Origin of the sequence: Clostridium sulfidigenes (assembly GCF_052067195.1) — a bacterium.
GTDB classification, from domain to species: Bacteria; Bacillota; Clostridia; order Clostridiales; family Clostridiaceae; genus Clostridium_J; species Clostridium_J sulfidigenes.
Genome location: NZ_JBQHQR010000002.1, coordinates 330250 through 356726 on the forward strand (window position 1 = coordinate 330250; position 26477 = coordinate 356726).

Annotated in this window: 30 protein-coding genes; 7 read left to right on the top strand and 23 right to left on the bottom strand. The window is 30.6% G+C overall.

Annotation, left to right across the window (positions count from 1 at the left end; genetic code table 11):
• The first annotated feature begins 64 nt into the window (after window positions 1-64).
• The 4 genes from ACTNBA_RS03455 (at window position 65) to ACTNBA_RS03470 (ending at window position 1646) form a co-directional block, all read left to right on the top strand.
• On the top strand, window positions 65-235 hold the full coding sequence (locus tag ACTNBA_RS03455; RefSeq protein ID WP_084178034.1) for a spore coat associated protein CotJA: 171 nt from the start codon (window positions 65-67) through the stop codon (window positions 233-235).
• Window positions 236-249: 14 nt separating this feature from the next.
• The gene (locus ACTNBA_RS03460) at window positions 250-498 is read left to right on the top strand and encodes a spore coat protein CotJB (protein ID WP_035129619.1); all 249 of its coding nucleotides are present in this window, start codon (window positions 250-252) and stop codon (window positions 496-498) included.
• A gap of 17 nt (window positions 499-515) precedes the next feature.
• A complete protein-coding gene (locus ACTNBA_RS03465; RefSeq protein ID WP_035129621.1) occupies window positions 516-1103 on the top strand; it encodes a manganese catalase family protein in 588 nt (195 codons plus the stop codon).
• Between the two features lie 171 nt (window positions 1104-1274).
• Entirely contained in the window at window positions 1275-1646 is a 372-nt protein-coding gene (locus ACTNBA_RS03470) for a hypothetical protein (protein WP_441072620.1), read from the top strand.
• Between the two features lie 153 nt (window positions 1647-1799).
• On the opposite strand, the gene ACTNBA_RS03475 is transcribed toward ACTNBA_RS03470, so the two are convergent.
• From ACTNBA_RS03475 to ACTNBA_RS03495, 5 genes are all read right to left on the bottom strand, one after another.
• Entirely contained in the window at window positions 1800-2237 is a 438-nt protein-coding gene (locus ACTNBA_RS03475) for a GNAT family N-acetyltransferase (protein WP_441072622.1), read from the bottom strand.
• Between the two features lie 107 nt (window positions 2238-2344).
• Window positions 2345-3550, bottom strand: coding sequence for an alpha/beta hydrolase-fold protein (locus ACTNBA_RS03480; RefSeq protein ID WP_441072624.1), 1206 nt, complete (start codon window positions 3548-3550; stop codon window positions 2345-2347).
• Window positions 3551-3616: 66 nt separating this feature from the next.
• Window positions 3617-4474 carry a GNAT family N-acetyltransferase gene (locus tag ACTNBA_RS03485; protein ID WP_441072626.1) on the bottom strand — a complete coding sequence of 286 codons (858 nt, stop codon included), beginning with the start codon at window positions 4472-4474 and terminating at the stop codon, window positions 3617-3619.
• 422 nt (window positions 4475-4896) lie between these two features.
• Window positions 4897-5700 (bottom strand): GNAT family N-acetyltransferase, encoded by an 804-nt coding sequence (locus ACTNBA_RS03490; protein ID WP_441072628.1) that lies wholly within the window; start codon window positions 5698-5700, stop codon window positions 4897-4899.
• 275 nt (window positions 5701-5975) lie between these two features.
• On the bottom strand, window positions 5976-6458 hold the full coding sequence (locus ACTNBA_RS03495; RefSeq protein WP_502361624.1) for an LURP-one-related/scramblase family protein: 483 nt from the start codon (window positions 6456-6458) through the stop codon (window positions 5976-5978).
• 273 nt (window positions 6459-6731) lie between these two features.
• Between ACTNBA_RS03495 and ACTNBA_RS03500 the strand changes: the two genes are divergently transcribed.
• On the top strand, window positions 6732-8135 hold the full coding sequence (locus tag ACTNBA_RS03500) for an APC family permease (RefSeq protein ID WP_346847061.1): 1404 nt from the start codon (window positions 6732-6734) through the stop codon (window positions 8133-8135).
• An 82-nt stretch (window positions 8136-8217) separates the two neighbouring features.
• Here ACTNBA_RS03500 and ACTNBA_RS03505 read toward each other — a convergent pair whose 3' ends face one another.
• The 14 genes from ACTNBA_RS03505 to yedE all read right to left on the bottom strand — a co-directional run bounded on the left by ACTNBA_RS03505 (window position 8218) and on the right by yedE (window position 20597).
• On the bottom strand, window positions 8218-9171 hold the full coding sequence (locus ACTNBA_RS03505; RefSeq protein WP_035129640.1) for an L-threonine 3-dehydrogenase: 954 nt from the start codon (window positions 9169-9171) through the stop codon (window positions 8218-8220).
• A 106-nt stretch (window positions 9172-9277) separates the two neighbouring features.
• A complete protein-coding gene (locus tag ACTNBA_RS03510; RefSeq protein WP_035129643.1) occupies window positions 9278-10471 on the bottom strand; it encodes a glycine C-acetyltransferase in 1194 nt (397 codons plus the stop codon).
• A gap of 185 nt (window positions 10472-10656) precedes the next feature.
• Window positions 10657-11355 (bottom strand): lysophospholipid acyltransferase family protein, encoded by a 699-nt coding sequence (locus ACTNBA_RS03515; protein WP_035129646.1) that lies wholly within the window; start codon window positions 11353-11355, stop codon window positions 10657-10659.
• Between the two features lie 35 nt (window positions 11356-11390).
• A complete protein-coding gene (gene queG / locus ACTNBA_RS03520; protein WP_441072632.1) occupies window positions 11391-12380 on the bottom strand; it encodes a tRNA epoxyqueuosine(34) reductase QueG in 990 nt (329 codons plus the stop codon).
• Window positions 12381-12457: 77 nt separating this feature from the next.
• Window positions 12458-13435 (bottom strand): NAD(P)/FAD-dependent oxidoreductase, encoded by a 978-nt coding sequence (locus tag ACTNBA_RS03525; RefSeq protein WP_441072634.1) that lies wholly within the window; start codon window positions 13433-13435, stop codon window positions 12458-12460.
• A 73-nt stretch (window positions 13436-13508) separates the two neighbouring features.
• Entirely contained in the window at window positions 13509-14174 is a 666-nt protein-coding gene (gene modB / locus ACTNBA_RS03530; RefSeq protein WP_441072636.1) for a molybdate ABC transporter permease subunit, read from the bottom strand.
• 133 nt (window positions 14175-14307) lie between these two features.
• On the bottom strand, window positions 14308-15099 hold the full coding sequence (modA, locus tag ACTNBA_RS03535) for a molybdate ABC transporter substrate-binding protein (RefSeq protein ID WP_441072638.1): 792 nt from the start codon (window positions 15097-15099) through the stop codon (window positions 14308-14310).
• A 265-nt stretch (window positions 15100-15364) separates the two neighbouring features.
• Window positions 15365-16264 carry a sensor histidine kinase gene (locus ACTNBA_RS03540; RefSeq protein ID WP_346878059.1) on the bottom strand — a complete coding sequence of 300 codons (900 nt, stop codon included), beginning with the start codon at window positions 16262-16264 and terminating at the stop codon, window positions 15365-15367.
• A 200-nt stretch (window positions 16265-16464) separates the two neighbouring features.
• The gene (locus ACTNBA_RS03545) at window positions 16465-17229 is read right to left on the bottom strand and encodes an ABC transporter permease (protein WP_441072640.1); all 765 of its coding nucleotides are present in this window, start codon (window positions 17227-17229) and stop codon (window positions 16465-16467) included.
• Window positions 17222-18145 carry an ABC transporter ATP-binding protein gene (locus ACTNBA_RS03550; protein ID WP_441072642.1) on the bottom strand — a complete coding sequence of 308 codons (924 nt, stop codon included), beginning with the start codon at window positions 18143-18145 and terminating at the stop codon, window positions 17222-17224. The genes ACTNBA_RS03545 and ACTNBA_RS03550 overlap by 8 nt, the downstream gene beginning before the upstream one ends.
• An 88-nt stretch (window positions 18146-18233) precedes the next feature.
• On the bottom strand, window positions 18234-18929 hold the full coding sequence (locus ACTNBA_RS03555) for a response regulator transcription factor (protein ID WP_441072644.1): 696 nt from the start codon (window positions 18927-18929) through the stop codon (window positions 18234-18236).
• A gap of 133 nt (window positions 18930-19062) precedes the next feature.
• Window positions 19063-19299 (bottom strand): putative Se/S carrier-like protein, encoded by a 237-nt coding sequence (locus tag ACTNBA_RS03560; protein ID WP_441072646.1) that lies wholly within the window; start codon window positions 19297-19299, stop codon window positions 19063-19065.
• A 1-nt stretch (window position 19300) separates the two neighbouring features.
• The gene (locus ACTNBA_RS03565) at window positions 19301-19516 is read right to left on the bottom strand and encodes a sulfurtransferase TusA family protein (RefSeq protein ID WP_341349071.1); all 216 of its coding nucleotides are present in this window, start codon (window positions 19514-19516) and stop codon (window positions 19301-19303) included.
• Window positions 19500-20597, bottom strand: coding sequence for a YedE family putative selenium transporter (gene yedE, locus ACTNBA_RS03570; RefSeq protein WP_441072648.1), 1098 nt, complete (start codon window positions 20595-20597; stop codon window positions 19500-19502). The genes ACTNBA_RS03565 and yedE overlap by 17 nt, the downstream gene beginning before the upstream one ends.
• Before the next feature lie 262 nt (window positions 20598-20859).
• On the opposite strand from yedE, the gene ACTNBA_RS03575 reads away from it, so the two are divergent.
• Both ACTNBA_RS03575 and ACTNBA_RS03580 read left to right on the top strand, forming a co-directional pair.
• A complete protein-coding gene (locus ACTNBA_RS03575; RefSeq protein WP_441072650.1) occupies window positions 20860-22035 on the top strand; it encodes an aminotransferase class V-fold PLP-dependent enzyme in 1176 nt (391 codons plus the stop codon).
• 183 nt (window positions 22036-22218) lie between these two features.
• Window positions 22219-22839: a DedA family protein gene (locus tag ACTNBA_RS03580; protein ID WP_441072652.1), complete on the top strand. Its 621-nt coding sequence runs from the start codon at window positions 22219-22221 to the stop codon at window positions 22837-22839.
• A gap of 63 nt (window positions 22840-22902) precedes the next feature.
• On the opposite strand, the gene asrC is transcribed toward ACTNBA_RS03580, so the two are convergent.
• From asrC to ACTNBA_RS03600, 4 genes are read right to left on the bottom strand one after another with little or no spacing between them, the layout of a single operon-like run.
• Window positions 22903-23865 carry a sulfite reductase subunit C gene (asrC, locus tag ACTNBA_RS03585; protein WP_150844104.1) on the bottom strand — a complete coding sequence of 321 codons (963 nt, stop codon included), beginning with the start codon at window positions 23863-23865 and terminating at the stop codon, window positions 22903-22905.
• Between the two features lie 15 nt (window positions 23866-23880).
• Window positions 23881-24675 (bottom strand): anaerobic sulfite reductase subunit AsrB, encoded by a 795-nt coding sequence (asrB, locus tag ACTNBA_RS03590; protein ID WP_150844103.1) that lies wholly within the window; start codon window positions 24673-24675, stop codon window positions 23881-23883.
• Entirely contained in the window at window positions 24676-25683 is a 1008-nt protein-coding gene (gene asrA, locus ACTNBA_RS03595; RefSeq protein ID WP_441072655.1) for an anaerobic sulfite reductase subunit AsrA, read from the bottom strand. It abuts the gene before it with no gap.
• A gap of 9 nt (window positions 25684-25692) precedes the next feature.
• Window positions 25693-26466 (bottom strand): formate/nitrite transporter family protein, encoded by a 774-nt coding sequence (locus ACTNBA_RS03600; RefSeq protein ID WP_346868243.1) that lies wholly within the window; start codon window positions 26464-26466, stop codon window positions 25693-25695.
• Window positions 26467-26477: the final 11 nt, after the last annotated feature.

Sequence of the window (26477 nt, forward strand, 5' to 3'; positions counted from 1 at the left end):
TCACAAATTTTACACATATAACATAACATACTATTAGGTAGAAATTAATTCAAGGAGAAAACAAATGAGCAATTATAATGATTACTCACATAGAAAAATGGAATACGCTTGTGCTTTTGTATTACCTCAAGCATATGAAAATTTATTTTTAGTTAAGGATGCTCTATCAAAGGGCACAATATTTAAGGATTTATATAAACCTTACAACGAGAAGAAAAACTCAAGATGGGAATAGAGGGGTGAGATATTATGTATGATCAAGAATTATTAAATAATATAAGAAAACTTCAATTTTATTGCATAGATTTAAATCTATATCTAGATAACTTCCCTGATAACGAGGAAGCTACTAAGGATCTACAAGCCGTATCTCATAAGCTCGGAATATTAGTACGTCAATATGAAGAAAAATATGGCCCACTTACTAATTTCGGCTCAGCCTCTGTTGAAAGTCCAATGTGTTGGACTTCATTACCATGGCCTTGGGAAAATTATTAACACAGGAGGATTATAATATGTGGTATTATACAAAAATGTTAGAATATCCAATAAATCTTAAATCTAAAGATCTTAGAATGGCAAAATTTCTAGTAGCTCAATATGGTGGCCCAGATGGAGAATTAAGTGCAGCACTTAGATATTTGAATCAACGTTACACTATGCCTACTGGAAAATCTAAAGCACTACTTACTGATATAGGTACAGAGGAGATGGCTCACGTTGAAATGATAGCTACTATGATTTATCAACTTATGAGCAATGCTACCCTAGAAGAGCTTGAAGAAGTAGGCCTTGGTGGTCACTATACTAATCACGGAAGAGCTTTATTCTACACAGACCCTGAAGGAGTACCTTGGACAGCAGCTTATATCCAAGCTAAAGATGATGTAGTTGCAGATCTTCATGAAGATTTAGCTGCAGAAGAAAAAGCAAGAGCAACCTATGAATGGTTAATAAATCAAAGTGATGATTATCAAATTAAAGAAATTTTGAAATTCTTAAGGGAAAGAGAAGTTGTTCACTTCCAAAGATTTGGTGAAGCTCTAGATGACGTACAAGATTGTTTTAAAAGAAAACCATTACTAGATCCATTGAATAGATAAATTAAAAATTTATATTCTAAGTGAATATACTTATATAAATAAGGGGCTTGCAAAATAAACTAATTTTATATATTTTGCTAAGATCCCTTATTTTAATTTTACTAGATAACATTGTTATGATTACTATAAAACTTCATATAATATAATAATCAATAAAAAAGGAGATTAATCATGGATAAGAGTCAAATTAAATCCTTAATTAAATGTGTTGTTTGGGGAATAATCTGGTCTATTATCTTAGTGTTAATTGGATTAGGTATTGTTCATTTTACTGCCCATAACTTAAAAGATGTTTTATTTATTGAAGGTATAATATTAGTTATTTTAGGAATTTCTTCTTTCCTAGGAGGAAATCCAACGGGATTATCTCTTCAAGGACTTTGTCAAGCCAATGCTCAGTATATATCAAATGCCAATCTTGAAGTAACTAAAATGGAAAAAGAAAAAACCAGTACTATTAAAAACAATTTTAAGGCTAGCATAAATACTATTTCACTAGTTATGGGTGGTGTAATATGTATAATAATCAACTTCATCATTTAGATTTTAAAAATATTATAGGGGATATCAATAAATAAACTTCTAATCTTTTACTATGTTGAGCTTGTACTTATATTGGATGACAAGCTCAACATTAATTTAAGATTTAGCTTATTTTGAGATATCCCCTTTCTTAAATCAGAAGTTTTAACTATATTATAGTTGTATCTCCATTACTACTTCTCCCCACATTATCTTTCCAGTTTTTCTAAAACCTACAGCTTCATATAATTTTTCAGCAACACTATTTTCTGGTTCAAAGCTTGTATAAACTTCTATATTTCCATGTTCTTCTTTTAATAGTTCTAATAGTTTTAATATAGCAGCCCTACCATAACCCTTACCTTGATATTTCTTGTCCATCATAAGTCTACACATCCACCAGCTATTATCATCACTATCAAAGCTGTACATTAAAAATCCTACCATAACTTCTCCATCATATATTGCTAACGGATAGTTTCCATCTTCAAACTTAGACTCTAATATAGAATATGAATTTGATGCTACAAAATGTTTCTGATTTTCTTCAACTGAAAGCTTAATGCACTCTCTCCAATTCTCATTATCCACTGCTTTAAAAATAATCTCCATAAATATTTTCCCCCTAATATTATATTTCTTTCTTATAAAAAACCTCATCCTCAGCTTCAAATCCAGTTATAAACTTATTCTCTACTTATCCTTTTTCTTATATGTCTTCAATTCTTGTCTCCTATTAATTCTATAAGTCCTGTTCCCAGAGTTTCTCCCCAACTTAGATAATCATGCCCTGATGGAAAGTTTTCATAACTTACTTCATATCCTTTTTTTATTAGCACATCTCTCATATTATTTATCACTTCCATCATTATAGGCTCAGTATCATAAGGATTATCCTCTAACACTCCAGCATTTAAATAAAATTTTATTGGTAATCTTTCACTCTCTTTAAATTTATTTGTAAGCCACTGACCATCATACCAATAAGAGCCTGACTGAGATAATACATTCCCAAAAATGCGTGAATTTTTATAAGCCATATAAGTCGCAGCTAAACCTCCAAGACTAACTCCTCCAATAATAGTATCCTGTGGACTCTTGCTTACATTGTAATTTTCATATATCCATGGCATTAATTCCTTAGCTATAAAATCAGAATATTTATCACTGCAAGTTAATTCTTCATACCTGTTCTGTATACTTTCAATTAGTACACAAATCACATTCGAAATCTTTTTATCATTTATTAAATTATCTAAAACTGTAGCAGCCGAAATACTTAAATATTCAAAACCATCACTAAGAATTAACAGCTTACATGGCTCTTTAATTTCTTTATACCCATAAGGTACATATGTCCATATTCTGCGGCCACCTCCCAGGATATCACTATGAAGTCTATATAATTTTACTTCACCCTTCCTTGTATATTCCCTAAATTCTGTCCATAGCTCTGTCTTAACCTTAGGCATCATTACTAAAGACGATATTGACTCTTCTGATTCTGGACTTTCTTCATCCTTTGGAAACAGAAATTTATTTGGATTTAATATATCTACAACAGAATTCTTCTTTATCTTTTTATAATCATCATCAAATTCATAATTGAGCGAAAAATTGTATTTAAACTTTACATTATTTCTTACCTTGTATGTTCTAAACCAAACATCAGTGTTTTCTATATTCTTCATAATATTTTCATTATACCGAAACCCTGGAACTCCCCCATAAATCATCACATTATTAATATCTTTTCCTCTATATAAAAAAGTTACTAATGCATTATTATCATCCCCTTTAATATTTTCTATCAAGGGAGTACCTTGTTCTTCTACGTATTCCCAGAACTCCTCTATAACATTAAATCTTTCAGTTTCTATATTCTCAATTAATTTTTTTATTCTGCTGCTTAATGTATCTTCCACACTATCATCCCCATTCATAAATACACCGTCACTATTACACAGCTAACTATTTTTTAAGGCTACTTATTACTGAATCAAATATCTATAATAATCTAATTGTGTTTTAATAATAAATCCATTATTAATATAAAGGTTATATGCTATATGATTTTTGCTATCCACCTCAAGATATATATCTTTAATATCCAAGGTCAACGCCTTCTCTATTCCCTTACTTAATATCTCTTTTCCATAGCCAAGTCCTCGATACTTAGTTGAAATTCCTAATCCACAAATAAACGCATTGCCACCTTCTAAGCTAATACTACATATACCAACAATTTCATTATCTACTTTAGCCATATAGGATATCCTATCTTTAGCTTCTATTACTCTATTAACAATTGCCTTTCCTTCTTTCAAAGTTTTATTAAAAATGTCTATGTATAACTTTGCTATTTCATCTACATCTTGATTAATTATTTGATATAATTTTAGCTTGTTCTGTACTTTAGTAAATTTATCCTTTTTATATACTAATAGATATTCAGAAAAATCATATTTAACATTAAATTTCCTTAAAGTTAACCTTCCGTCATTGCTTGAAGGCTCATGCACAAAGAGTATTTCTCTAACATCATACTTTCTTAGCTCATTAATAGCACTTTCTAAAAGTATTTTAAAGAAACCTTTCTTTCTCTTCTCTGGCAATGTATATGTAGAAATCTCTGCCTGCTGTGATGTTGGTATAAACATAGCTAGAAAGCTTACAAGTATTTCTTCTTCATATAATAGGAAAAAACAATTTATTTCCTTATTAAAGTTAATTTCATTTGATAAAAATGCACCTCCTTTAGTTTTATCGTAGTTTTTGCAAGTCTCTTCTAAGTTTTGAATATCTTCAATCTGCTTCTTATCTAGTTCTCTTAACTCTAAAATTTGCATTAATTCTAACCCCCTACATAAAAATGGCCATATCCTTCACCGTAGATGATAGGATATGGCTAACTAGCACATATTTGCTTTAAACATAGTCTTAACTTAAATATTACTTTTAAGTTCACTATGCTATTTAAAATATTTAGATATAAAAAGCCCTAGGAATACCCCTAGGACTTAATTACAAATTAATACTTTAAATTCAACTTTAAAAACCTATAATTTCAGGTAGGGCGTTATTATATATTCTATTTAATTTTATATTATTTTTATAAAAATCTCTGTTCATAAACAACGTATTCCCACCTTTCTCGTTACTTATATTTACATTATAAGTTTTATTTGTATTACTTGTCAATATATTTATTATCAATCCTAAATAAACCATGCTGCTTCTAATTTATTCCCCTCAAAATCTTTGAAATAGATTAATTCCCTCCATTGTTATCTTTAAATTCCACTCTTAAAAGTCTTGTCTTACTTACGAATCCGCTACTTTCTAAAGTTTTTTTAGAATTTGTATTATAGTACCAACATCCGCAAATTGGAATTTCTCCTTGCTTATAGCAAAGTTTCTTTAGCTCTGCTATAATAGTTCTTCCAATACCCTTTTGTCTATATTCTTCTCTGGTAAACATACCTATACTAGTATATCCTTTTAGTATCCTTCCTTTTTCTTGTATACCAAAACCTAACACGTTAGTACCCTCTTCAAAAATATATAATTCTCCATCCTTAACCTGTTTGTATACGTCTTCAAAGAAGTCACCACTGAATTCCTTTATCACATCAATATCTTTATCCTCTGCTTTTCTTAGATTACCACTGTTATAATACCTTATTTTCTCTGGGTTACCTTTATGATCCTGGAAAAAATAAGCTTGATTTTTCACTTCTTTATTTTCTATATCACATATACAACTTAAATATAACTCGTCTCCTGTAAATACATAGGCTGATTTTGGATTAAACTTTTTTAATATAGCATTAAAATACTTTTGAGCGTATTTTATATATTTACACTTGATATAAAACAGTGTTAATAATTCATCATCATATATAGCAAAATATCCTATATACTTTGAATTCATAACTATTCTATAAAACTTAGATTTAATTATATGGTCCTCTAAATATGAATCGAAGGGTGAAGACAGGGTTTTTATATAATCTTTTAAAAACTTACTTATATCATCACAATTAGTTAATTCGAAGCTTATACTTGTTTTCATATGTTTCCCATAATCTCCAATAAATTAAACCCCTGTGCCCTTATTAAAATACCTTCTTTCATGCTACAACTTATCTGTCGCATAAATAATCTTTCTTTAATAATTTTACTCATTTTTATCTAGTAAGTACCTGTTAATGGTACCACTAAATTCCCCCCTTTTTGCTTTATTTACCCCAGTTATTTTCTTTACTTAATAGCTTGTCTTTTTTATTGCAATAAAAGTTCCCCCCCTAGTAATTTTTGGGGTTTCTAATTTACTATCTAATTTTAAACTTAGTTACCCCTATTATTAGCAGTACACATTTCACAGTCTATAGCTAAAACTATAGCTAAGCATAATATTTCATCAACCTGATCAGATATATTTAGTACATAGCTATCTCCCCAAGTAAACCATTCCTTGCTCACCGTCATAACAGCATATTCACCTTGATATAATGTATAATCATGGGCCCAAAAATCACCTGTTAACCTTAAGTCAGTTCCATCTAGATAATAATTTTGATTAATAAAAGTAAATTTTTTTATCAAATCTCCAATTACCATGCCATTTATTATAATTTCAAACTTAGGCATAAAGGTAAAGAGTTTCTGCCTTATATAGCCCACTTCTTTATGACTTATATCATAAATATGAAGTTTATGTCCCATAGAAAACATTTCACCTTCAACGAAATATTTATCTTCCTCTTTTTCATCTTTAACTATAAATCTATCAGTAAATGAAAATACTTTTTGCTTAATATATAATTTCATAGCTTCCTCCGTCATATATACTCATTATTAATATTATCTCATAAATTTTAGAACATTAATACAAATTTATGTAATTATGTATCCAATTATTTTAATATGTTATTAATAAAAAATTATTCAGATTATATTTATAGATAAATGTTCAATAATATTTAATAATTTCTATAATATTTTAAAAATAATTCGATTAATATGAAAATATTTTATTTTAAATGTAAAAAGAATGTTTCCCATGATATAATAATATCGTAATTTAATATAGGAGGGAAATTTATGTCTGAAAAAAAGGATAAACAAATTCTTTGGTACACCTTAGCTTTTATGGCATTCTCAACAGTATGGGGTTTTGGTAATGTTATTAACGGCTTCTCTGAGTACAATGGACTTAAAGCAATTGTATCTTGGGTATTAATTTTTACTATTTATTTTGTACCTTATGCACTAATGGTAGGTGAATTAGGATCTGCATTTAAAAACTCTGGTGGTGGAGTTAGTTCTTGGATTCATGAAACCATAGGACCAAGAATTGCATACTATGCTGGATGGACATACTGGGTAGTTCATATGCCTTATATTTCACAAAAACCATCTGGTTTTATGATTTCAGCTAGCTGGGCAATTTTCCAAGATAAACGAATCAGTAGTATGAATACAACTCTATTACAATTATCTTGCTTAGTAGTATTTTTAATTGCATTATATATTGCATCAAAGGGATTAAATCCATTAAAAAAGATAGCTACCTTTGCAGGAACATCTATGTTCGTAATGTCTATTCTATTTATCATCTTAATGTTAGCAGCTCCAGCAATTACAGATGCTAATCTAAATGCTATAGATTGGTCATTTAAAACTTTTATGCCTACATTTGATGTTAAATTCTTTACTAGCTTATCAATCTTAGTCTTTGCTGTTGGTGGATGTGAGAAAATATCACCTTATGTTAACCAAGTTAAAGACCCTGAAACTGGTTTTTCAAAAGGTATGATTGCATTAGCAATTATGGTTGCAGTATGTGCAATTTTAGGAACTATATCATTAGGTATGATGTTTGATTCAAATAATGTTCCTAAAGACTTAATGACTAATGGTGCATATTATGCTTTCCAAAAGTTAGGTGAATACTATCACATAGGAAATACTTTCGTAATTATTTATGCTATTACAAATCTTATTGGACAATTTGCAGTACTTATAATATCAATTGATGCACCTTTACGTATGTTACTTAATAGTGCTGATAGAGAGTTCATACCTGAAAAATTGTTTGTACAAAACAAATATGGTGCTTATACAAACGGACATAAACTTATATTAGTTATTGTTTCAATTTTAATAATTCTACCTGCTTTTGGTATAGGAAGTGTAGATGAATTAGTAAAATGGTTAGTAAAACTAAATGCTATATGTATGCCTCTACGTTACTTATGGGTATTTGTTGCATATATAGCTTTAAAGAAGGCAGGAGAAAAATTCAATCCTGAATACAAATTTGTGAAAAATAAAACACTAGGTATTATTATCGGAGCATGGTGTTTTGCATTTACAGCTTTCGCATGTATTGGTGGTATATACTCTACAGATCCATTCCAATTAGTACTTAATATTGCCACACCATTCTTCTTAATAGGTTTAGGATTAATTCTTCCTTATATTGCGAAGAAAACTAATCATTAATTTTATAGTTAAATAGTACAAGCATATAAAAACAGGACTGAATAAAGATATTTTATCTTCATTCAGTCCTTTATTTTTATCTCTATTTTATGCCTTTAGCTTTTAATTTTTCAAGCATATCTGCTGTCATCTTAGCTAAGTCATATTCAGCTTTAAAGCCCCACTCTTCTTTAGCAGCAGATGGGTCTATTGAATCTGGCCAAGTGTTTGCAATTCCTTGTCTTACTGGGTCTACATCATAAGACATTTCAAATTCTGGAATATGCTTTCTAATTTCTGCAGCTATTTGCTCTGGTTCAAAGCTCATTGCAGTTATATTAAATGCATTTCTGTGCTTTAATTTACTTGGATCAGCTTCCATTAAAGTGATTATTGCATTTATAGCATCTGGCATATACATCATATCCATGTAAGTTCCTTTACCTATGAAAGAAGTATACTTACCAGCTTTTAATGCTTCATAATAAATATCAACTGCATAATCTGTAGTTCCACCGCCTGGTAATGCTACATAAGAAATAAGTCCTGGGAATCTTACTCCTCTTGTATCTACACCATACTTAGAGTGGTAGTAATCACATAATAACTCTCCAGAAACCTTAGTTACACCATACATAGTGTTTGGTCTTTGAATAGTATCTTGTGGAGTATTTACCTTAGGTGTAGATGGTCCAAATGCACCTATTGAACTTGGAGTAAAGAATTTACAATTTAATTCTCTAGCAACTTCTAAAGCGTTTACAAGACCACCCATGTTAATAGTCCATGCAAGTTGTGGTTTTGCTTCTGCAACTGCTGATAAAAGTGCTGCAAGATGAATAATAGTATCTACTTCATGTTTTTTAGCTATTGATAAGAATTCGTCATAGTTTGTTACGTCTAAAGTTTCAAAAATTCCACCTTCAACGATTGGATTTCCTTCTGGTTTTCTTACATCTGTAGCTACTACATTATCTACTCCGTAAACTTCTCTTAATTTCGTTACTAATTCCGTACCAATTTGACCTAAGCATCCGCTAACTAATATTCTTTTCATATTGATTCTCCCTATCTAATGTTATTTAAATTTTATTTAAATGTTTTTTAGTTAAAATCTATAACCTTTAGAGGAGGATATTCCTCCTCTACTTTTAATACAAATATTATTTTATTAAGCCCATTTCTCTTCCTACTTTTGCATATTTAGCAATAGCTTCATCTAACAATTCTTTTGTGTGAGCAGCTGATGGCATGTTTCTTACTCTAGCTGTTCCAAGTGGTACTGTTGGGAATACTATTGATTTAGCATATACACCCTCTTCATATAATCTTCTACTGAATTCTTGAGCCTCAGCAGCCTCTCCAATTATGCATGGAGTTATAGGTGTTTCACTATGTCCAATATCAAATCCTAATTCTTTTAAGCCCTTTTTAAGGTAATTTCCATTTTCCCATAATCTATCATGAAGTTCCGTACTTTCAGTTAATATATTTACAGCCTCTATACAAGCTCCTGCTGCTGCTGGAGTTAATGATGTAGAGAATAGGAATGGTCTACCTCTAACTTTTAACCAGTCGATAAGGTCTTTAGATCCTGCTACATATCCTCCAACTACACCGATAGCTTTAGAAAGTGTTCCTATTTGGAAATCTATTTTGTCTGATAATCCAAAGTGGTGAACTGTTCCAGCACCTTTTCCTAGTACCCCAGAACCGTGAGCATCATCAACGTAAGTGATTAAATCAAACTCTTCTGCAATCTCAACAATTTCAGGAAGTTTTGCAACATCTCCATCCATTGAGAATACACCATCAGTGATTACCATTATTTTTTCATATAATCCTGATTCTTTTGCTTCCTTTGCCTTTGCTCTTAAATCATCCATATCAGAGTGTTCAACTCTTATGATTTTAGCTCCTGATAATCTACATCCATCTATAATTGACGCATGGTTTAATGCATCTGAAAGTATTGCATCTTTTTTGTTCATTACAGCAGATATTGCTGCCATATTACAGTTAAATCCTGATTGGAAAGCTATTGCAGCTTCAGTATGCTTAAATGCTGCTAACTTCTTCTCTAATTCTATATGTATGTCTAATGTTCCATTTATTGTTCTAACAGCACCAGCACCTACACCGTACTTTTCTGTAGCTTTGATTGAAGCATCAATCATTCTCTTGTTAGTGGCAAGTCCTAGATAGTTGTTTGAAGATAGGTTTATTAGCTTCTTTCCTTCTATTTCTATCACAGGTCCATTTTGTCCTGTAATAACATTAATTTCATTATAAAGCCCTTTACTCTTAAGGTCCTCTAAATTAGTTTTAAGGAAATTGTTTAAAGATTTGCTTCCCATTTGATTACCTCCATTTAAATTATATTAAATAAAATTTACTATACATGCTAATATATTAATAACACATATAAGTATATTTATACTCCATAATAATATTTTTTAACACTTACCTTTATAAATCAGCTACTTATACTTTCCCTTTACATAATTAGAATATCATCTACTATAAGTTTTTCAATGAATCCTTATTTATATACACCTCTATATTTTTCTGGTAAAAGAGCAGCTATAGATTTCATAACTTCCAACATAGCTCTTTCATTATATTCATTCTTATCTTCTTCTTTAAGTTTTTCAGGTAAATATATAGGTTCTCCAAACCTTACAGTAACTTGAGCTGTTTGGAAGTTTTCTTCCCCCATATCACCATCATTTATAGGTAAAAATTCTTCTGTGCCCGCTAACCCAATTGGAATTATCTTAGCCTTAGATAACTTAGCCATTAGAAGAAATCCCTTCTTACCTTCTATCATTGAACCACTTCTACTTCTTGTTCCCTCTGGAAATATCATAATATTTTCTCCAGCCCTAAGTTTCTTTACAATTTTACTAATAGCATCCTTATCTGCAGAATTAGGTTTAATTGCTATGGTCTTTATAAACTTAAATCCATTCTTAGTAAAATCGTTATTGGAAAGCTTTACTCCCGCAATGAATGTGGGGTCAAAGTCTTTTAATAGTTCGTTAAGTATTAGCCCATCAGCATTACTTAAGTGGTTACATATAAATATTATTGGGCCCTTTATACCTTTAATTTTTTCGTAGCCTTCAACTTTCATATTAGCATACTTTTTTATTGATGTCTTTACATAACTTCTTGCTAGTTTTCCAGAAAGACTCTCTGGTAATTTATTTAAAATTTTTGTTAATATATCTCTTTTCATAGAAATCTCCTTTATACCTAAGACTTACCTCCATACTACTTCTTGAATAATCTGTTATAATACTCCTTTATGTATGGTGAGTTAATACTCTCTTCTATATTATCTCTATCTTCATTATACCTCAAATAATAATTGATAAGCCCATTTCTTATTAATAAATTCTTTCCACGCCATCCACAAGAATGCATGATATACTTTTCTTTAAAGTTTTTATTATCAAGATTTATAAGCTCTAATAAATCAACCTTTTCCATATATTCCTTAGGTAGAAATTCTTTAATAGGTGAAACTTCCACATTTAAATTATGTGGACATACTTTTTGACAATTGTCACACCCAAAAATCTTGCCTTTAACCATATTTAATTCTTCATTATTTAAGTGCTTTTTTTGAGTTAAATAAGAAACACATTGTGAAGAATTAAACTTTTTAACATCTTCTATTATAACATTTGTTGGGCATTTTTCCACACATAAATTGCACCCTTTACAGCCATATTTTTTTGATTTATCCCCTTGTAGCTTAAGATTTGTTATTATTTCTCCTAAAAATACATAGGAGCCATACTTTTCCGTAATAAGAGTATTATTCTTCCCTATAAATCCAACTCCACTTATAGCTGCGATATATCTCTCTGGTAATGGGTTACTATCTACAAACCATTTAGCCTCTCCTCCTAAGGATTCTATATAATCACATATTTCCTTTAAATATTTTTCTACTACTCTGTGATAATCTAGTCCCCTTGTATATAGAGAAAATTTATCTCCTTCTCCTTTATCACCATGATAATAAGGAAAAGCTATTGATATAATAGTTTCTCCATTTTCCATTAAAAGCTTTGGATTAATCTTTTTTTCTATATCTTCCTCTTCAAACTCATTAAAAAGATTATTTTCTTTTCTATCTATGAAAAATTCTTCTAGTTCATTAAATCTTCTACACTCTGTAAATCCAATAGTATCTAAAGAAAGTTTCTTTGCATAGTTTATTATTTTCTGTTTTTTATCTATATATTCTTCCATTGATTTATATATTTCCTACTTTCTCTTTTACATATATCCTATCCATATCCCGAGCTCATTATTAGTTTACCCTTGCTCTATTGTACTCCACACAAATACTCTGCTGCGTACTTAGCTGCTAATTTTCCTTGATTCATAACCTTCTCCACATTAGTATACCCATCAACCACTGCGCCACAGGCAAATATTCCTTTCATGGAGGTATCCATTTTATCCGAAATAAATATACCACCCTTTTCTTTCTCTATATCTATTCCCACTTTTTCTGCTATTGCAGTATCTGGTTTTAAGTTCATACATAGCACTAAAGTATCACAATCCACATATTTACTAGTTCCTTCAATAACATTATATTCTTCATCTAGATGTACGATATCTACACCAGTAACTCTATGGGTACCATATATCTTTACTACTCTATGGTTAAAGAGTACAGGAATATTAAAGTCTTCAACATATTCCTTAGCTTTATTACTTACAGCTCTAATAGCTCCACTGGTTTCTATCATACTTATTACATTGGCTCCCTCTAAAACTAAAGTTCTCGCTGCAAGTATTCCTATATCATCTGAGCCTAATACAATGCATCTTTTTCCTGGTAATACACCTTTTCTATTAATATACTTTAGCGTTGAGCAAGCTGTGGTAATTCCGGCCAACCCATAACCCAATATGTTTTTATAACCAAAGGGTCTCTCCCTTGAGCCCATGGCAAGAATTATAGACTTAGCTTTTATAGTCTTTATTCCTTCCTTACTATTTACCATAACAACTTCTTTATTCTTTTTTATTTCCAAAACTGTAGTATCACACTTAATAATTACGCCTAAGTTTAAGGCATCCTTTACTAATCCTGATATTAATTCAGGGGCAGCTAAATTTTCTTTTATACTCTTATAATAAAAACCTGCCTGAACACATGAAAGCATAGCTCCACCAGGTTCTATATCCCTATCTATTACAATAACCCTATTTACTCCTCTAGATTTGGCCTCTACCGCAGCCATAACTCCACTTACTCCTGCACCTATAACTATTAGGTCAAAAACTTCCATGAAATCCCCTCCTATTCCCAAAGCGCTATAAAATCTACCTAGATTATTATACTATTATTCTTAGTATTTATCATTATTTTCTAAGTTTCTTCCATCTATTCAACCAAAATACCATAATAAAACTAAATACAACTACAATTGCTACCAGCACATTTCCCTGAGTTCTATTTCCACTTTCCATAGCAAAATATATTGCTATTGGTATAGTTTGAGTTTTTCCTGGTATATTACCGGCAACCATAAGACTAGCTCCAAATTCACCTAAAGCTCTAGTGAATGCTAAAATAACTCCACTGATAATACTGTCAAAAGCCATAGGTAATACTATATGAAAAAATATATAGCTATCACTGGCACCAAATATTCTAGCTGCCTCTATACATGTAATATCTACGTTTAAAAAACCAGCCTTAGCACTTTCATACATTAATGGCAATGCCACAATTGCAGCTCCAATGGCAGCACCTTGCCACGTAAATACTAAAGTACCTCCAAATACAGCTTCAGTAAGCTTTCCTAAAGGACCATTTCTACCCATGACTATTAGCATTCCATACCCTACTACTGTAGGAGGAAGACACATAGGCAAGAGTATTATTGTTTCTAATACTGACTTCCCCTTAAAACTATATCTACAAAATATCCATGCTAATGCTATACCAAAAATAATAACTATCCCTGTGGCAACAAAAGCTACTTTAAGCGAAATTATCACTGGTGTTAATATGGACTCCATCATATATTTATCATCCTCATCTTATATTGTTTAGAATATATACTATAGGAATTCTATTTTGTATAACATGTATAATTTATAACCTCCTTCAGGCAATTGTTTCCTATGAAGCTTATAAATTATCCTTATTTAATGATTAATTAACCTTAAAACCATACCTTTCCAGTATTTTTTTACTTTCACTAGTAGCTAAGAACTCTAAAAAACTTTTAGCCTCACCTTTAACTTCAGAAGTCTTTATTACCCCTCCAGGGTATATGATCTTTTTATGACTTGATGTATCGAAAGTAGTGACCACAACAGAATTTTTTATATTAACTGTATCAGATTTATAAACAATACCACAAGCTGCTTCACCACTTTCTACATAACTAACAACCTGTTTAACATCCTTGGCAAAAACAATGTTATTCTCTATGACATCCCACTTATTATAGTGAATTAAAGCTTCCTCAGCATATTGTCCTGCGGGTACAGAGCCTATTTCGCCTAAAGCTATATGTCCATCTAGGTTATCCAAATCATCTAGCTCTTTTACTTTATCTTTATACTCATTATTAACAATTAAAACAAGTTCATTTTCTACTATGTCTTTCTTACTTCCACTTTCTATAAGTTCCTTATCCTCTAGAGCTTTAAATTGCTTTTCTCCTGCAGACATAAATATATCTACCGGTGCCCCTTCCTCAATTTGTTTTTGAAGTGCTCCTGATGCCCCAAAGTTAAAAGTTAAAGTTATATTATTTTTTTCTTCATAGACCTTTTTAATTTCCTCCATAGACTCTTTAAGACTTGCCGCTGCTGAGATTATTATTTCTTTTTTTTCTCCACTATTATTAGTTTCTTCTTTAGTAGCTTGTCCATTTGAACATCCAACAAAGGCCATAGCTAAAATTGTAATTACTATTATACTTCTTAACTTTTTCAAATCACTCCCACCTTTTTCCACAATTATGTATTAATTATACATCTTATTGTGTAGCTTTAAAATACATTTTAACCATTTTATTACTATCGTTAAAAATGTTCTTTTTATGCTCATATAGAATAGGCTGATTTTTTAAGATTGAGTTTAAAGTCATATATTATACATAAAAAAGTCATATATTATACATAAAAAAGAACATTCATAAACCGTTTTCTCAGCCTTGAATGTTCCTTTTCTTATTTAAAAACTTATATATTTTATACTACTATTTTAATTTGAATCTAATCTGAATTGTAAAGACTTCATCCTCTAAACTAGCAGAAACCTCATGTCCCATACTTTCTGTAAGTTTCTTTACAATAGTTAATCCAAGACCTGTATTTTGTCCTGTCCTCATTCTGTCTGTAGTAAAAAATCTATCAAAAACATGTTCCAAATCTTCCTGTGTAAAGTTTTCTACCCTATTACTAAAAGTAGAAATAATTACTCCATCTACTTGCCTTTGACATATAGACATAGTTTTACTACCATGCTTTAAGGCATTTTGAAATATATTTGTAAAAATTCTAATTACAGCATTTTCATCAGCAATTATAGCTGGTAATTTTTCTTGTAGATCAACTTCTACTTCAAAGCCTTTATCAACAAAATCATTATAAAAAGCTGCTACAATTTCACGCAATAAACTTTCAACATTAACCTTTTTAAATTCTAGGTCATATTCATTGGCTTCTAATCTAGATAAATCATAAAAGCTAGTAATAAGATTTTGCAGCACCTTAGAGCGTTTTTCTATAATATCTAAGTACTCCTGTTTTTCTTCTTCACTAGTAGACTCATCCCTAATTAGCTGTACATAGCCTAGAATAGATGTAAGAGGAGTTCTTAAATCATGAGATATATTAGCAATTTGCTTTCTTAATTCACTTTCACTCTTTTCATGAGCTATTCTATCATTTTGACTTTTTTCTAATATAAAATTAATTTCACCTATCATCTCTTCAATATTTTTATTAGGGGCTGCTAATTTTAATTGTTCATTGGTTTTTATATTTTTAAGCTTCTTCAATTCCTTATTTATATTGTTTATATTATAGCGATTTAGTAGAAAGAGCACTATAAATAATGCTGCTATACCACCAAATAAAATAGTTATATATATCATTTAATGCTCCTCCCAAGACTTACGCCCTAAATATATTTCTTCAAATAACGAAACCCTCTTAACTCCCATAAACAGAACAAATAGTTAACTATTTTAATATTTAACTATATTCCTATTTTACTATTTAACTAGGTTTATATTCATATAGTTTCATATTTAAATAGGTATAAATTTATATGTGTGAATTTAAATAATTAATTCTATTTTATCTCTCTTCTTCTAAAGGAAATAATTCCTATAACCGTTATTAAAGTGATGTATACTATACCTAGCACATAAAATTTTGTAATATCCTCAGAAAGAATCCTGTCTTGACCTACTATAAATTTAATGTTGTAAGAAACTAAATATGATTGTATTTTTGCAAATATAGGTTTATAGTAACCTAGCAGCTTAATTATTCCTGGAAATATAGCTACTACCCCTAGATAAGCAAAGGCAAATATATTATTATTCTTAATATTAAAAGCAAGTAAATTTGCAATAGCAATTCCTGTTAACCAAAGTGGGAATACAGCAATGAGTTTATTCCCAAAATTACCAAGTGTTTCTGTCATAGTTGCTCCACCTAAACCAAGACATATATAAGAACTTAATATTAACACAGTGGCAACTATAATTAAAGATACTGTGGCTACAATCACTTCTACAATAAATTTTCCTAAATATATTTTTGTTCTATTAATCCCAAAGGATACTGTATTTTTTAAAGTTTGATGCTTATGTTCATCTGAAAATACAATATCTACAATCATAATTACAGAATAATAAATCAATGTAAAAAGACCTGTTGAAATCATTAGCATATCTGGCATTGTTATTCTGTTAATTGCTGCTTGGTCTTGCATAAACCATAATGCTAATACATTAACTAGAATACATATCAATGAAGAAGTTCCAACTAAAACATAAGGATATTTACGATGAGTAGTTCTATATAATTCACTTTTTATATAATTAAGCATTGATAACACCTCCAACTAATGAAACAAAGTATTCTTCTAAATTGGTTCCCTTTATATTCATAGAATTTAACTCTACCCCATTTTTAACAATTGTACTGCTTACCATGGAAGGTGTATCTTTAAATTTATAAATTCGAATTATGTTATTAGGTAATACCTCATATTCATGACAATTTAGTTTATCCTCTAACAATACTGCTGCCTTCTCAGCATTATCTACCGATATCTCTAAACATTCCTTACACTTCTCCTTAAGTTCTTCTGCAGAAATCTGTTCTACCATCTGTCCTCTCTCAATAAAGCCATATTCCGTTGCTATACTAGCTAATTCACTTAGTATATGACTAGAAATTATTATGGTAATATTCTTCTCTTCATTTAGTTTTAAAAGAAGATTACGAATTTCAACAATCCCCATTGGATCAAGTCCATTTATTGGTTCATCTAAAACTAAAAAGTCAGGATTATTCATCATTGCAAGAGCTAACCCTAATCTCTGTTTCATGCCTAAAGAAAAACTCTTAAATTTTTTCTTTTTAGTATCTTCAAGTCCTACATCTTTAAGTAATTGTTTTATGCATTCTGAACCAGCTATTCCTCTTTGAACTCTATAATACTCAAGATTTTCCTCCGCCGTTAAATATGGAAAGAAACTTGGAGTTTCAATCATTGCTCCTATTCTTTGTCTTGAAATCTCTAAACCTTTTTCCGTAGTTTCTGAGAATAACTCTAATTCACCACTAGTTATCATAGTTTGGCCTGCAATCATCCTTAATAAAGTAGTTTTACCAGCACCATTTTTCCCTACCAATCCATATATTGAGCCTTTTTTTATATTTATATTAGTAGCCTTTACTGCCTCAAATTTTCCGTAGGATTTACCTAAATTTCTCGTAATCAATATACTTTCTTCCATAAATCTCACCCTTCCCTTTTCTCATTGTATTTATTATAAAATTCAAAACTCAATAAACACTTAAGAAAAGTTAAAGAAATCATAAAGTTTATTCAGCCATAGTAAATCCTATACCCCAAATAGTTTTTATATACTCTGTATCCTTATCTAATTTTGAAATCTTAGATCTAATATTACTAATATGAACATTTACAGTATTATCTTCTCCATAGAACTCTTCATTCCATATATTCTTATACAAGTTTTCTCTAGTAAATACTTTTTTAGGATGAGTTAGTAAAAGCTCTAGTATAGAAAACTCTCTTACCGTTAGTATAAGGTCATTTCCATTCACTGTGACCTTCATAGCTTCCTTATCCAGCTCTAAACTCTTATAAGCTAAGACTTGCCCCTTATCCTCTGAACTATTAAATCTTTTATATCTTCTTAGTTGAGCTTCTACTCTTGCAGTAACTTCACTTATCTCAAATGGTTTAGTAATATAGTCATCTGCCCCTAATTTCAGCAGCTTTACCTTATCTGAAATCTCAGTTTTTGCAGAGATAATAATAATTGGCATAGTTTTTGATTTTCTGATTTCTCCTATCAACTCTTCTCCAGTTAATCCTGGTAACATTAAATCTAAAAGAATCAAATCATAATTATACATGTTAATGCACATTCTAGCTTCACTACCTGAATATGCACTACTCACCTCATAATTTTGCTTTTTAAGAATTTTGCATAGTAATCCATTTATATCTACATCATCTTCTACTACTAAAATAGATATTCTTTCTTCCATATATAACACCCCTCTTTATTAGTATCGTAATGGAACTTACATATATATTCTCTATATACTTTATATCACATAATTAACTATAGATAAACAGAGTAAAAAAGAACCTATCCTGTTACAGATAGATTCTTTCTATTTATTCACATTCATATACAAGAATGCTTTCGTTACCCTGAATTTTAAATATCTTTTCAATATCTTCAGTTATCATATTGTTTATATCTCTGTCTGTAATAAATTTAACCCCAATTCCACAATTAGAGCTAAGCCTTCTTGGAACTGGCATAGTTTCATTAGTAATTTCAAGACTATCTAAATATCTATGATATTTTATAGCCCCTGAATGGGTGAAAAAAACTCCAATATACTGCATTCTATTTAACTGCCTTTATTAGAAAATCTTCTTCTACTTCTGTAACTACAGCATTTAAACCTGCATTTTTAATAAACCTTGAAACATTTTCCTTAGCCACATTATTATCAACTAATATTTCAAATCCATCTTTGTTTGCACTTAATGCTTTTTTAGCCATTAAAACTGGTTGAGGACAACTCATTCCCCTTGCATCTACCTTAACCAATAGAAACACCACCTTTGCTATCAGCTTTACTCTTACTTATATTAAATGATTTATTCATACAGAAATAAGAAATCCCTAATAATATTGCTATTCCTATAAATATTGCAATCTTTCCATTGCCAGTAGGACCTTCTCCTGAAGATGCTAATTTAAAGTTATGTGCAAAAGCTGCTCCAACAATCATTCCCATTACTGTGATTGCAGAATCTGCATTTCCTTCACCAGCAAGTATTAATTGTCTTAATGGACATCCTCCTAAAAGTACTGAACCCCAACCTGCAACTAACATACCCATAAAGTTCCATAATGCATCATTATGAGCTATAGGTTGTTCAACAAAGCCTAGTTTAAAATCTCCTAGAACTAAGTTTCCTATTAATGTTACTACAAATATAGATATAAATCCCCACATTAAATAACTATCTTTAAACATGATTAAATCCCTAATTCCACCTACCATGCAAAGTCTTGTTCTTTGTGCTACAATTCCTATAATAAGTCCTGCTGCTAAAGCAAACCATATAGGTGCATGCATAGAACCTGGACCCTTTGCACTAAAGAATATAAATGCTGGAGCAGATATTAATAATATTAATAGCATTATTGCTATCACTGGCATTGCATATCCTTCAGCTGTAGTTAAATTATAATTTCTCTTTAAAGTAAATCCTCTGTTTAAAAATTGAATTCCAACAAATATTCCTGCTGCAAATCCAAGTAAGCCTACTATAGCATTTAAGTCTCCACCAGCAATTCTAAGAACCATTCTTAGTGGACATCCTAAGAATACTAGAGCACCAATCATAACTATAGCACCAAGAATAAATCTTAAGAATGGTGAAGAACCACCCTTTACTTTGAATTCTTTTGTAAATAGTGCAATTATAAATGCCCCTAAAACTATACCTATTACTTCTGGTCTTATATACTGTACAACTTCAGCTCTATGTAGTCCTACAGCACCTGCTATGTCTCTTAAGAAACATGCTATACAAGCACCCATGTTTTTAGGATTCCCTAAATACACCAACGCTACAGATAATAGACCAATGATTCCACCAGCAAAAATTATGCCTCTTTTTTCTTTCACCGTTTATCCCCCCATATATTTGATAAATATAATAAATTTTGATAATACTTCATCCAAAGTAAATTTTAACATATATTTATATTTTTATTAAATTTTTATTACTAATAGATGAATAACAACCTATTAGTTTTTTTAATACTTATGTAACTCTAATATATAAAATCTTTATATTTAATTCTCTATGATATAATAATGTAGGAAAAAATGTTTATTTTTAAAGCTTTAATTTAGATATAAGATATATAGATTTCAGGAGGTAATTATGAGAAAAGTATATTTAGATAATGGTGCTACATCCTTTCCTAAGCCTAATTCTGTAGCTGAAGCTATGACAAATTATATTATTAATGTAGGTGGAAATGTAAATAGGGGTAGTTATGATAGTTCCTTTAATGCAGAAAACATAGTCTATGAAACTAGAGAACTACTCTGTGAACTATTTAATTTTTCAAAACCTGAAAATGTAATTTTTACTAGCAATATAACTCATAGTCTTAATGTTATTTTAAAAGGATTTTTAAAGGCTGGTGACCATGTGATTACTTCTTCTATGGAACATAATGCAGTACTTCGCCCTTTAAACGCCTTACAAAGTAAAGGTATAGAGCACTCTGTAGTACCTTGTAATTCCCTAGGACAGTTAAATCCATCTGATTTACATAAATATCTTAAGCCTAATACTAAAGCTGTAGTAATGACTCATAGCTCTAATGTATGTGGAACTATTATGCCCTTTGAAGAAATAGGACAGTTCTGCAAGGCAAACAATATTTGCTTCATTGCAGACACAGCACAAACAGCTGGATCAATTCCAATAGATATGGAGAAAATGAATATAGACGTTTTATGTTTTACTGGTCATAAGGGACTTCTTGGACCTCAAGGTATAGGTGGGTTTTTGATAAAAGATGAATTAGCTAAAATAACTACTCCTCTTATAGAAGGTGGTACTGGTAGCTTCTCTGAATATGAAATTCAACCTGATTACATGCCTGATAAATTTGAAGGTGGTACTCCAAATATACCTGGAATATTTGGCTTAAATGCAGCCTTAAAATATCTAAAGGAAAAAGGACTTAGTAGTATAAAAGACCATGAAATGAAATTAACTAAACTATTTTTAGATAACATTAAGGATATAAAAGAAATTAAAATTCTGGGACTACCCTCTGCTGAAAATAGGACTTCTGTAGTATCCATTGATTTTCCTAAGGGTGATAATGGTCAAATATCCCATATGCTATCCAAAAACCACGGCATATCTGTGAGATGTGGGCTTCATTGTGCACCATCAGCTCATAAGACCTTAGGCACTTTTCCTAACGGAACAGTAAGATTCGCCTTTGGCTCCTTTAACACTGAAACTGATGTATCATATGCTGTTAATGCTATTAAAGAAGTAATTGCTTCATCAGATAATAACACTCTATGTTTTTAACAAACCAGATAAGTTATACAAAAGTATAAAACAAGTTATCATGTATATCCATAGTGCAATAATAATATATATTATTATGGTTAACCTAAATTTAACTTAACTCATCTTTAAATTTACAAGTGTTAGACATATAATTTATTTATTTAGTATATGTAATAAAACATAGATATTTGAGGTGCCTATATGGATTTTGTAAATGATTTTTTAAATACAATAATAACTACTATACAAGGATTTGGATATCCTGGTGTATTCCTAGCAGTATTTTTAGAATATTCCTGTTTCCCATTGCCTAGTGAAGTACTGTTACCTTTTATAGGTCTTTTAGCTTCTTATGGTAACTTTAGCTTTATTGGAGTTATTCTTCTTAGTACTGGGGCAGGATTAATTGGTTCAACTCTTTGCTATACCATTGGATACTTTGGAGGTTCTCCTATAATAAATTGGCTTTGTAGTAAATCATCTGGTGCAAAAAAGAGTTTCAATAAGTTAGATTTATTCATTGATAAGTATGGAAAACCTGCTGTGTTTCTAAGTAGATTATTCCCTTTAACTAGAACTTATATATCTCTAGCTGTAGGAGCTGTAAAAATGAGTTATTCTCAATTTATATTATACTCCCTTGGAGGTATAACTATTTGGAACATAATTCTTATATCTTTAGGATATTTTTTAGGTGAAAATACTGACCTAATTCAAAGGATTTTGAAAGATTATTCTATGGTAGCTATAGCTATTCTAGTAATTTGTTTTGGATTCTTAGCTTATAAATTTATGAAAAAAAGAAAGAATTCCTTGGAGTAATTTTAAAGAGGCTATGTGAAAATAATTATTCTCATAGCCTCTTTTTAGATTAATTAATAATTTTTAATACTTAATTCCATCCCAATACATGGTTTCTTGAACAACAGTTTTATCAGAAAGCTTAACTCCCTCCATTGCCCACTTTTTAAATTCTGGGAAGCCTGTTCTATCTACAATATATCCTATATGTTCCTTACCACCTGGTGCATCCTTATCTATATATTCCTTAACATAGCTGTAAGTGTTACAGATTATTTTTATTATACTCTCTTCATCTACCCAAGCTATAAAATCCTTAGCTAAACGTGGATTTTTCTTTCCTGTTCTACCTAAAAGTACAAGCTTATAATATTTTTCTCTACTTCTAGTCCATGCATCGGTCGGACATGCTATTACACACTCTCCACATCCTATACACTTTTTGTGATCACGTTGAATTTTATAGTTATTCATGGTTAATGCTCCAGTGGACTTCTTTGTACATGCTCTTACACAAGCTCCGCAGGATACACATTTATTCATATCATATTGAGGTTCTGTCATCCCTATTATTCCAAAATCATTTAATCTAACTTTTCCACAGTCATTAGAACAACCTGTTAACGCCACTTTAAAGTGTAGGTCATTTGGGAATATAGCCTTTTCTATCTTCTTTGCAAATTCCGTTGTATTGTAATTAGCATATGGGCAGATATTGTTTCCTACACAGGCAGATATATTTCTAGTTCCAGCTGCAGAGTAACCCTTTCCTTCATCTCTTTGATTAATTTCTAATCCTTCAATGATTGGTTGCAATAATTCATTTACTTTATCCATATCTTCAAAGCTAATACCTGGTACTTCAAAGCCTTGCCTCATAGTAATGTTTACAGTTCCATCACCGTATTTTTCTGCAATCTCTTGAATCATGGCTAAATATTTAGCATCCATCTTTCCCCCTGGAACACGAATTCTTGATGCTGTATATCCTCTTCTTTTTGTAACCCTAAATGCATTCCTTTTTAGGTTTTTAGTGTTTATATCCATGTACTTCACCTCCAATTAATCTATTAACTCTTTGCCCTTTGTATAGTTAAACACAGGTCCATCTAGGCATATATACGTATCATCTATCTTACAATGTCCACATTTTCCAATACCACAGCACATTTTTCTCTCTTGAGAAATCCAAATATTTTTCTCTGGAATTCCTCTTTTTAAGAATTCAGCCACAGTAAACTTCATCATAATTGGTGGTCCTACTACAACTACTTGTACATCATTAATATCATCTATCTTCATATCTGGAATGTACTTAGTCACCATTCCAACATTTCCTCCATAGCTCTCCTCTGCCTTATCTACAGTAAGAATTAATTCCATGGTGTTATTCCATCTCTTAATATCTTCTTTAAATAAAACATCTTCAGGAGATTTAAATCCACAAATTAGAGAAAACTTTTTAGCATCCTGTGGATTATTACCAAAGTAGTCCACAATTCCCCTTACTGGAGAAAGTCCTGTACCTCCAGCTACTACAATAACTTCATGATCTTTATAATTATCTATGTCAAAACCATTTCCATAGGGTCCTCTTAAAAATAATTTATCACCTACATAGTTACTAAATATTTCATCAGTAACCTTTCCTACCTTACGTATTGTTAAATCAACAGTTCCTTCTCCAATACCACTTACTGATATAGGTGCTTCTCCATATTTAGGTATTGATACTTCAAAGAACTGTCCTGGTTTCACATCACCAATATAGCTCATTCTAAAGGTATACTCAATTTCTGTATGCTTTATTACTTCCTTTATTTCTGAAATAAAAGGTATATATTCATTCTTATTCATCTATTTCACCTCATCACATGCTGATTGCAATTTATTAATACAGTTACTAAATGAAATGTATTCTGGGCATATATCATCACATCTACCACAGCCTACACACATATGGTAACCCCATTTTTTCTTGTAATCATATACTTTGTGTAGCACCTTAAAACGCATTCTTTGACCCTTATTTTGTCTAAAACTATGTCCTCCAGCCATATCAGTAAATCCATCAACTTGACAGGAAGACCATACTCTTCTACGTTCTCCTACATTTTTATTATCTTGATAAAAAATATCTTGCATGGTGAAGCAAGTACATGTAGGACAGACAAAATTACAACGACCACAAGCAATGCATCTTTGATTATATTCCTCCCACATGGTGGATTTCATAACATCTAGACTAAGTTCTTCTGGAATGTTAACGGTAACATTGTTTTCAGAAATAAATTTAGGTTCTACCTCTATAGTATCAGCCTCTTTTTTCTCTAATAAAATGTCAAAAGTTTCACATTTACTATCAAAGTAAACTTCATGATTTTCTACCCTAATGTATCCATCATAATTATTTGATTTATTAGTTCCCATATCTACACAGAAACAATTTTCAAAGGTTCTTTCACACCCCATCAATATGAATTTTGTATTCTCTCTAAGTCTTTTGTAATAGTAATCTTCAAAGCCATTTCTTAAGTATATATCATCCATTCTTTTTACAGCATGTAAGTCGCAACTTCTTAAAAACACTATTGACCCTTTAGCTTTAGGGGCTGCTTCCCTTACTTCATCTTCAGTAAAATAAAGTAGAGTTTCAGATTGTGGTAATAACACTTCCTTAAAGGAAAAATGAGATTTTTCATCAAATACTATATCTTCAACCTTTGATATTTGCCCATATCTAACTCTGTCTGTATCGGAAAAGTTTGCACCACCTTTAATTAATATAGGAGCATATATTATATACTCTGATGAAAGCTCTTTTAAAATTTCATTGAATTTTTCTAAATATAATTTGTAACCCATAATTCACCTCTAATTTACTTTTTTTCTTGATATAATGTAGTATGGAAGAGCTACGAAGAAAATACCTCCAACCATATTACCAAGTGTTACAACTAAAATATTATATATATATCCACCTATGGTGACATAAGCATCAAAAGGTGATAATAAACCTATTGTTAATACTGTCATATTAGCGATACTGTGCTCAAATCCTACTGTAATAAAAATAAATAAGCACCAAAATATCATAATTAATTTTGCTACTTCTTCTTTGCATTTAAATCCACACCAAACTGCTAAACACACTAATATATTGCAAAATACTCCACGGAAAAATAATGGTATAAGTGGTATTGTCATTTTTATTTCTGATGCCTTTGCAATGTATTCACCGACACTACCTGTAGCTAAACCTGATAATTTAAACATTACTCCTGCTATAATTGAACCTAGTAAATTTCCTAAAAAACATACTAACCATAGCTTTATAGTACCCTTCCATGGTACATCCTTATTTAAGGATGCTGATGCTAGTACAAAGTTATTTCCTGTAAATAATTCTCCCCCTGCCATTATAACTAGACTCAAAGCTCCACCAAAAGCTAATCCCATAACAATCTTTATAGCACCTGAACCTGCTGATGTCAGTTGACCTCCTATGGTAAAGATAAGAATAGAACCTAATCCTATAAATAATCCTGCCAACATAGAAGAAATAAAATATCCTATAGGGTTTTCATTTAACAATTGCATCTTTGTTTTACCAGCTGCACATACTTTGTTAAAATCTCCACAAACCATAACAAATCCCT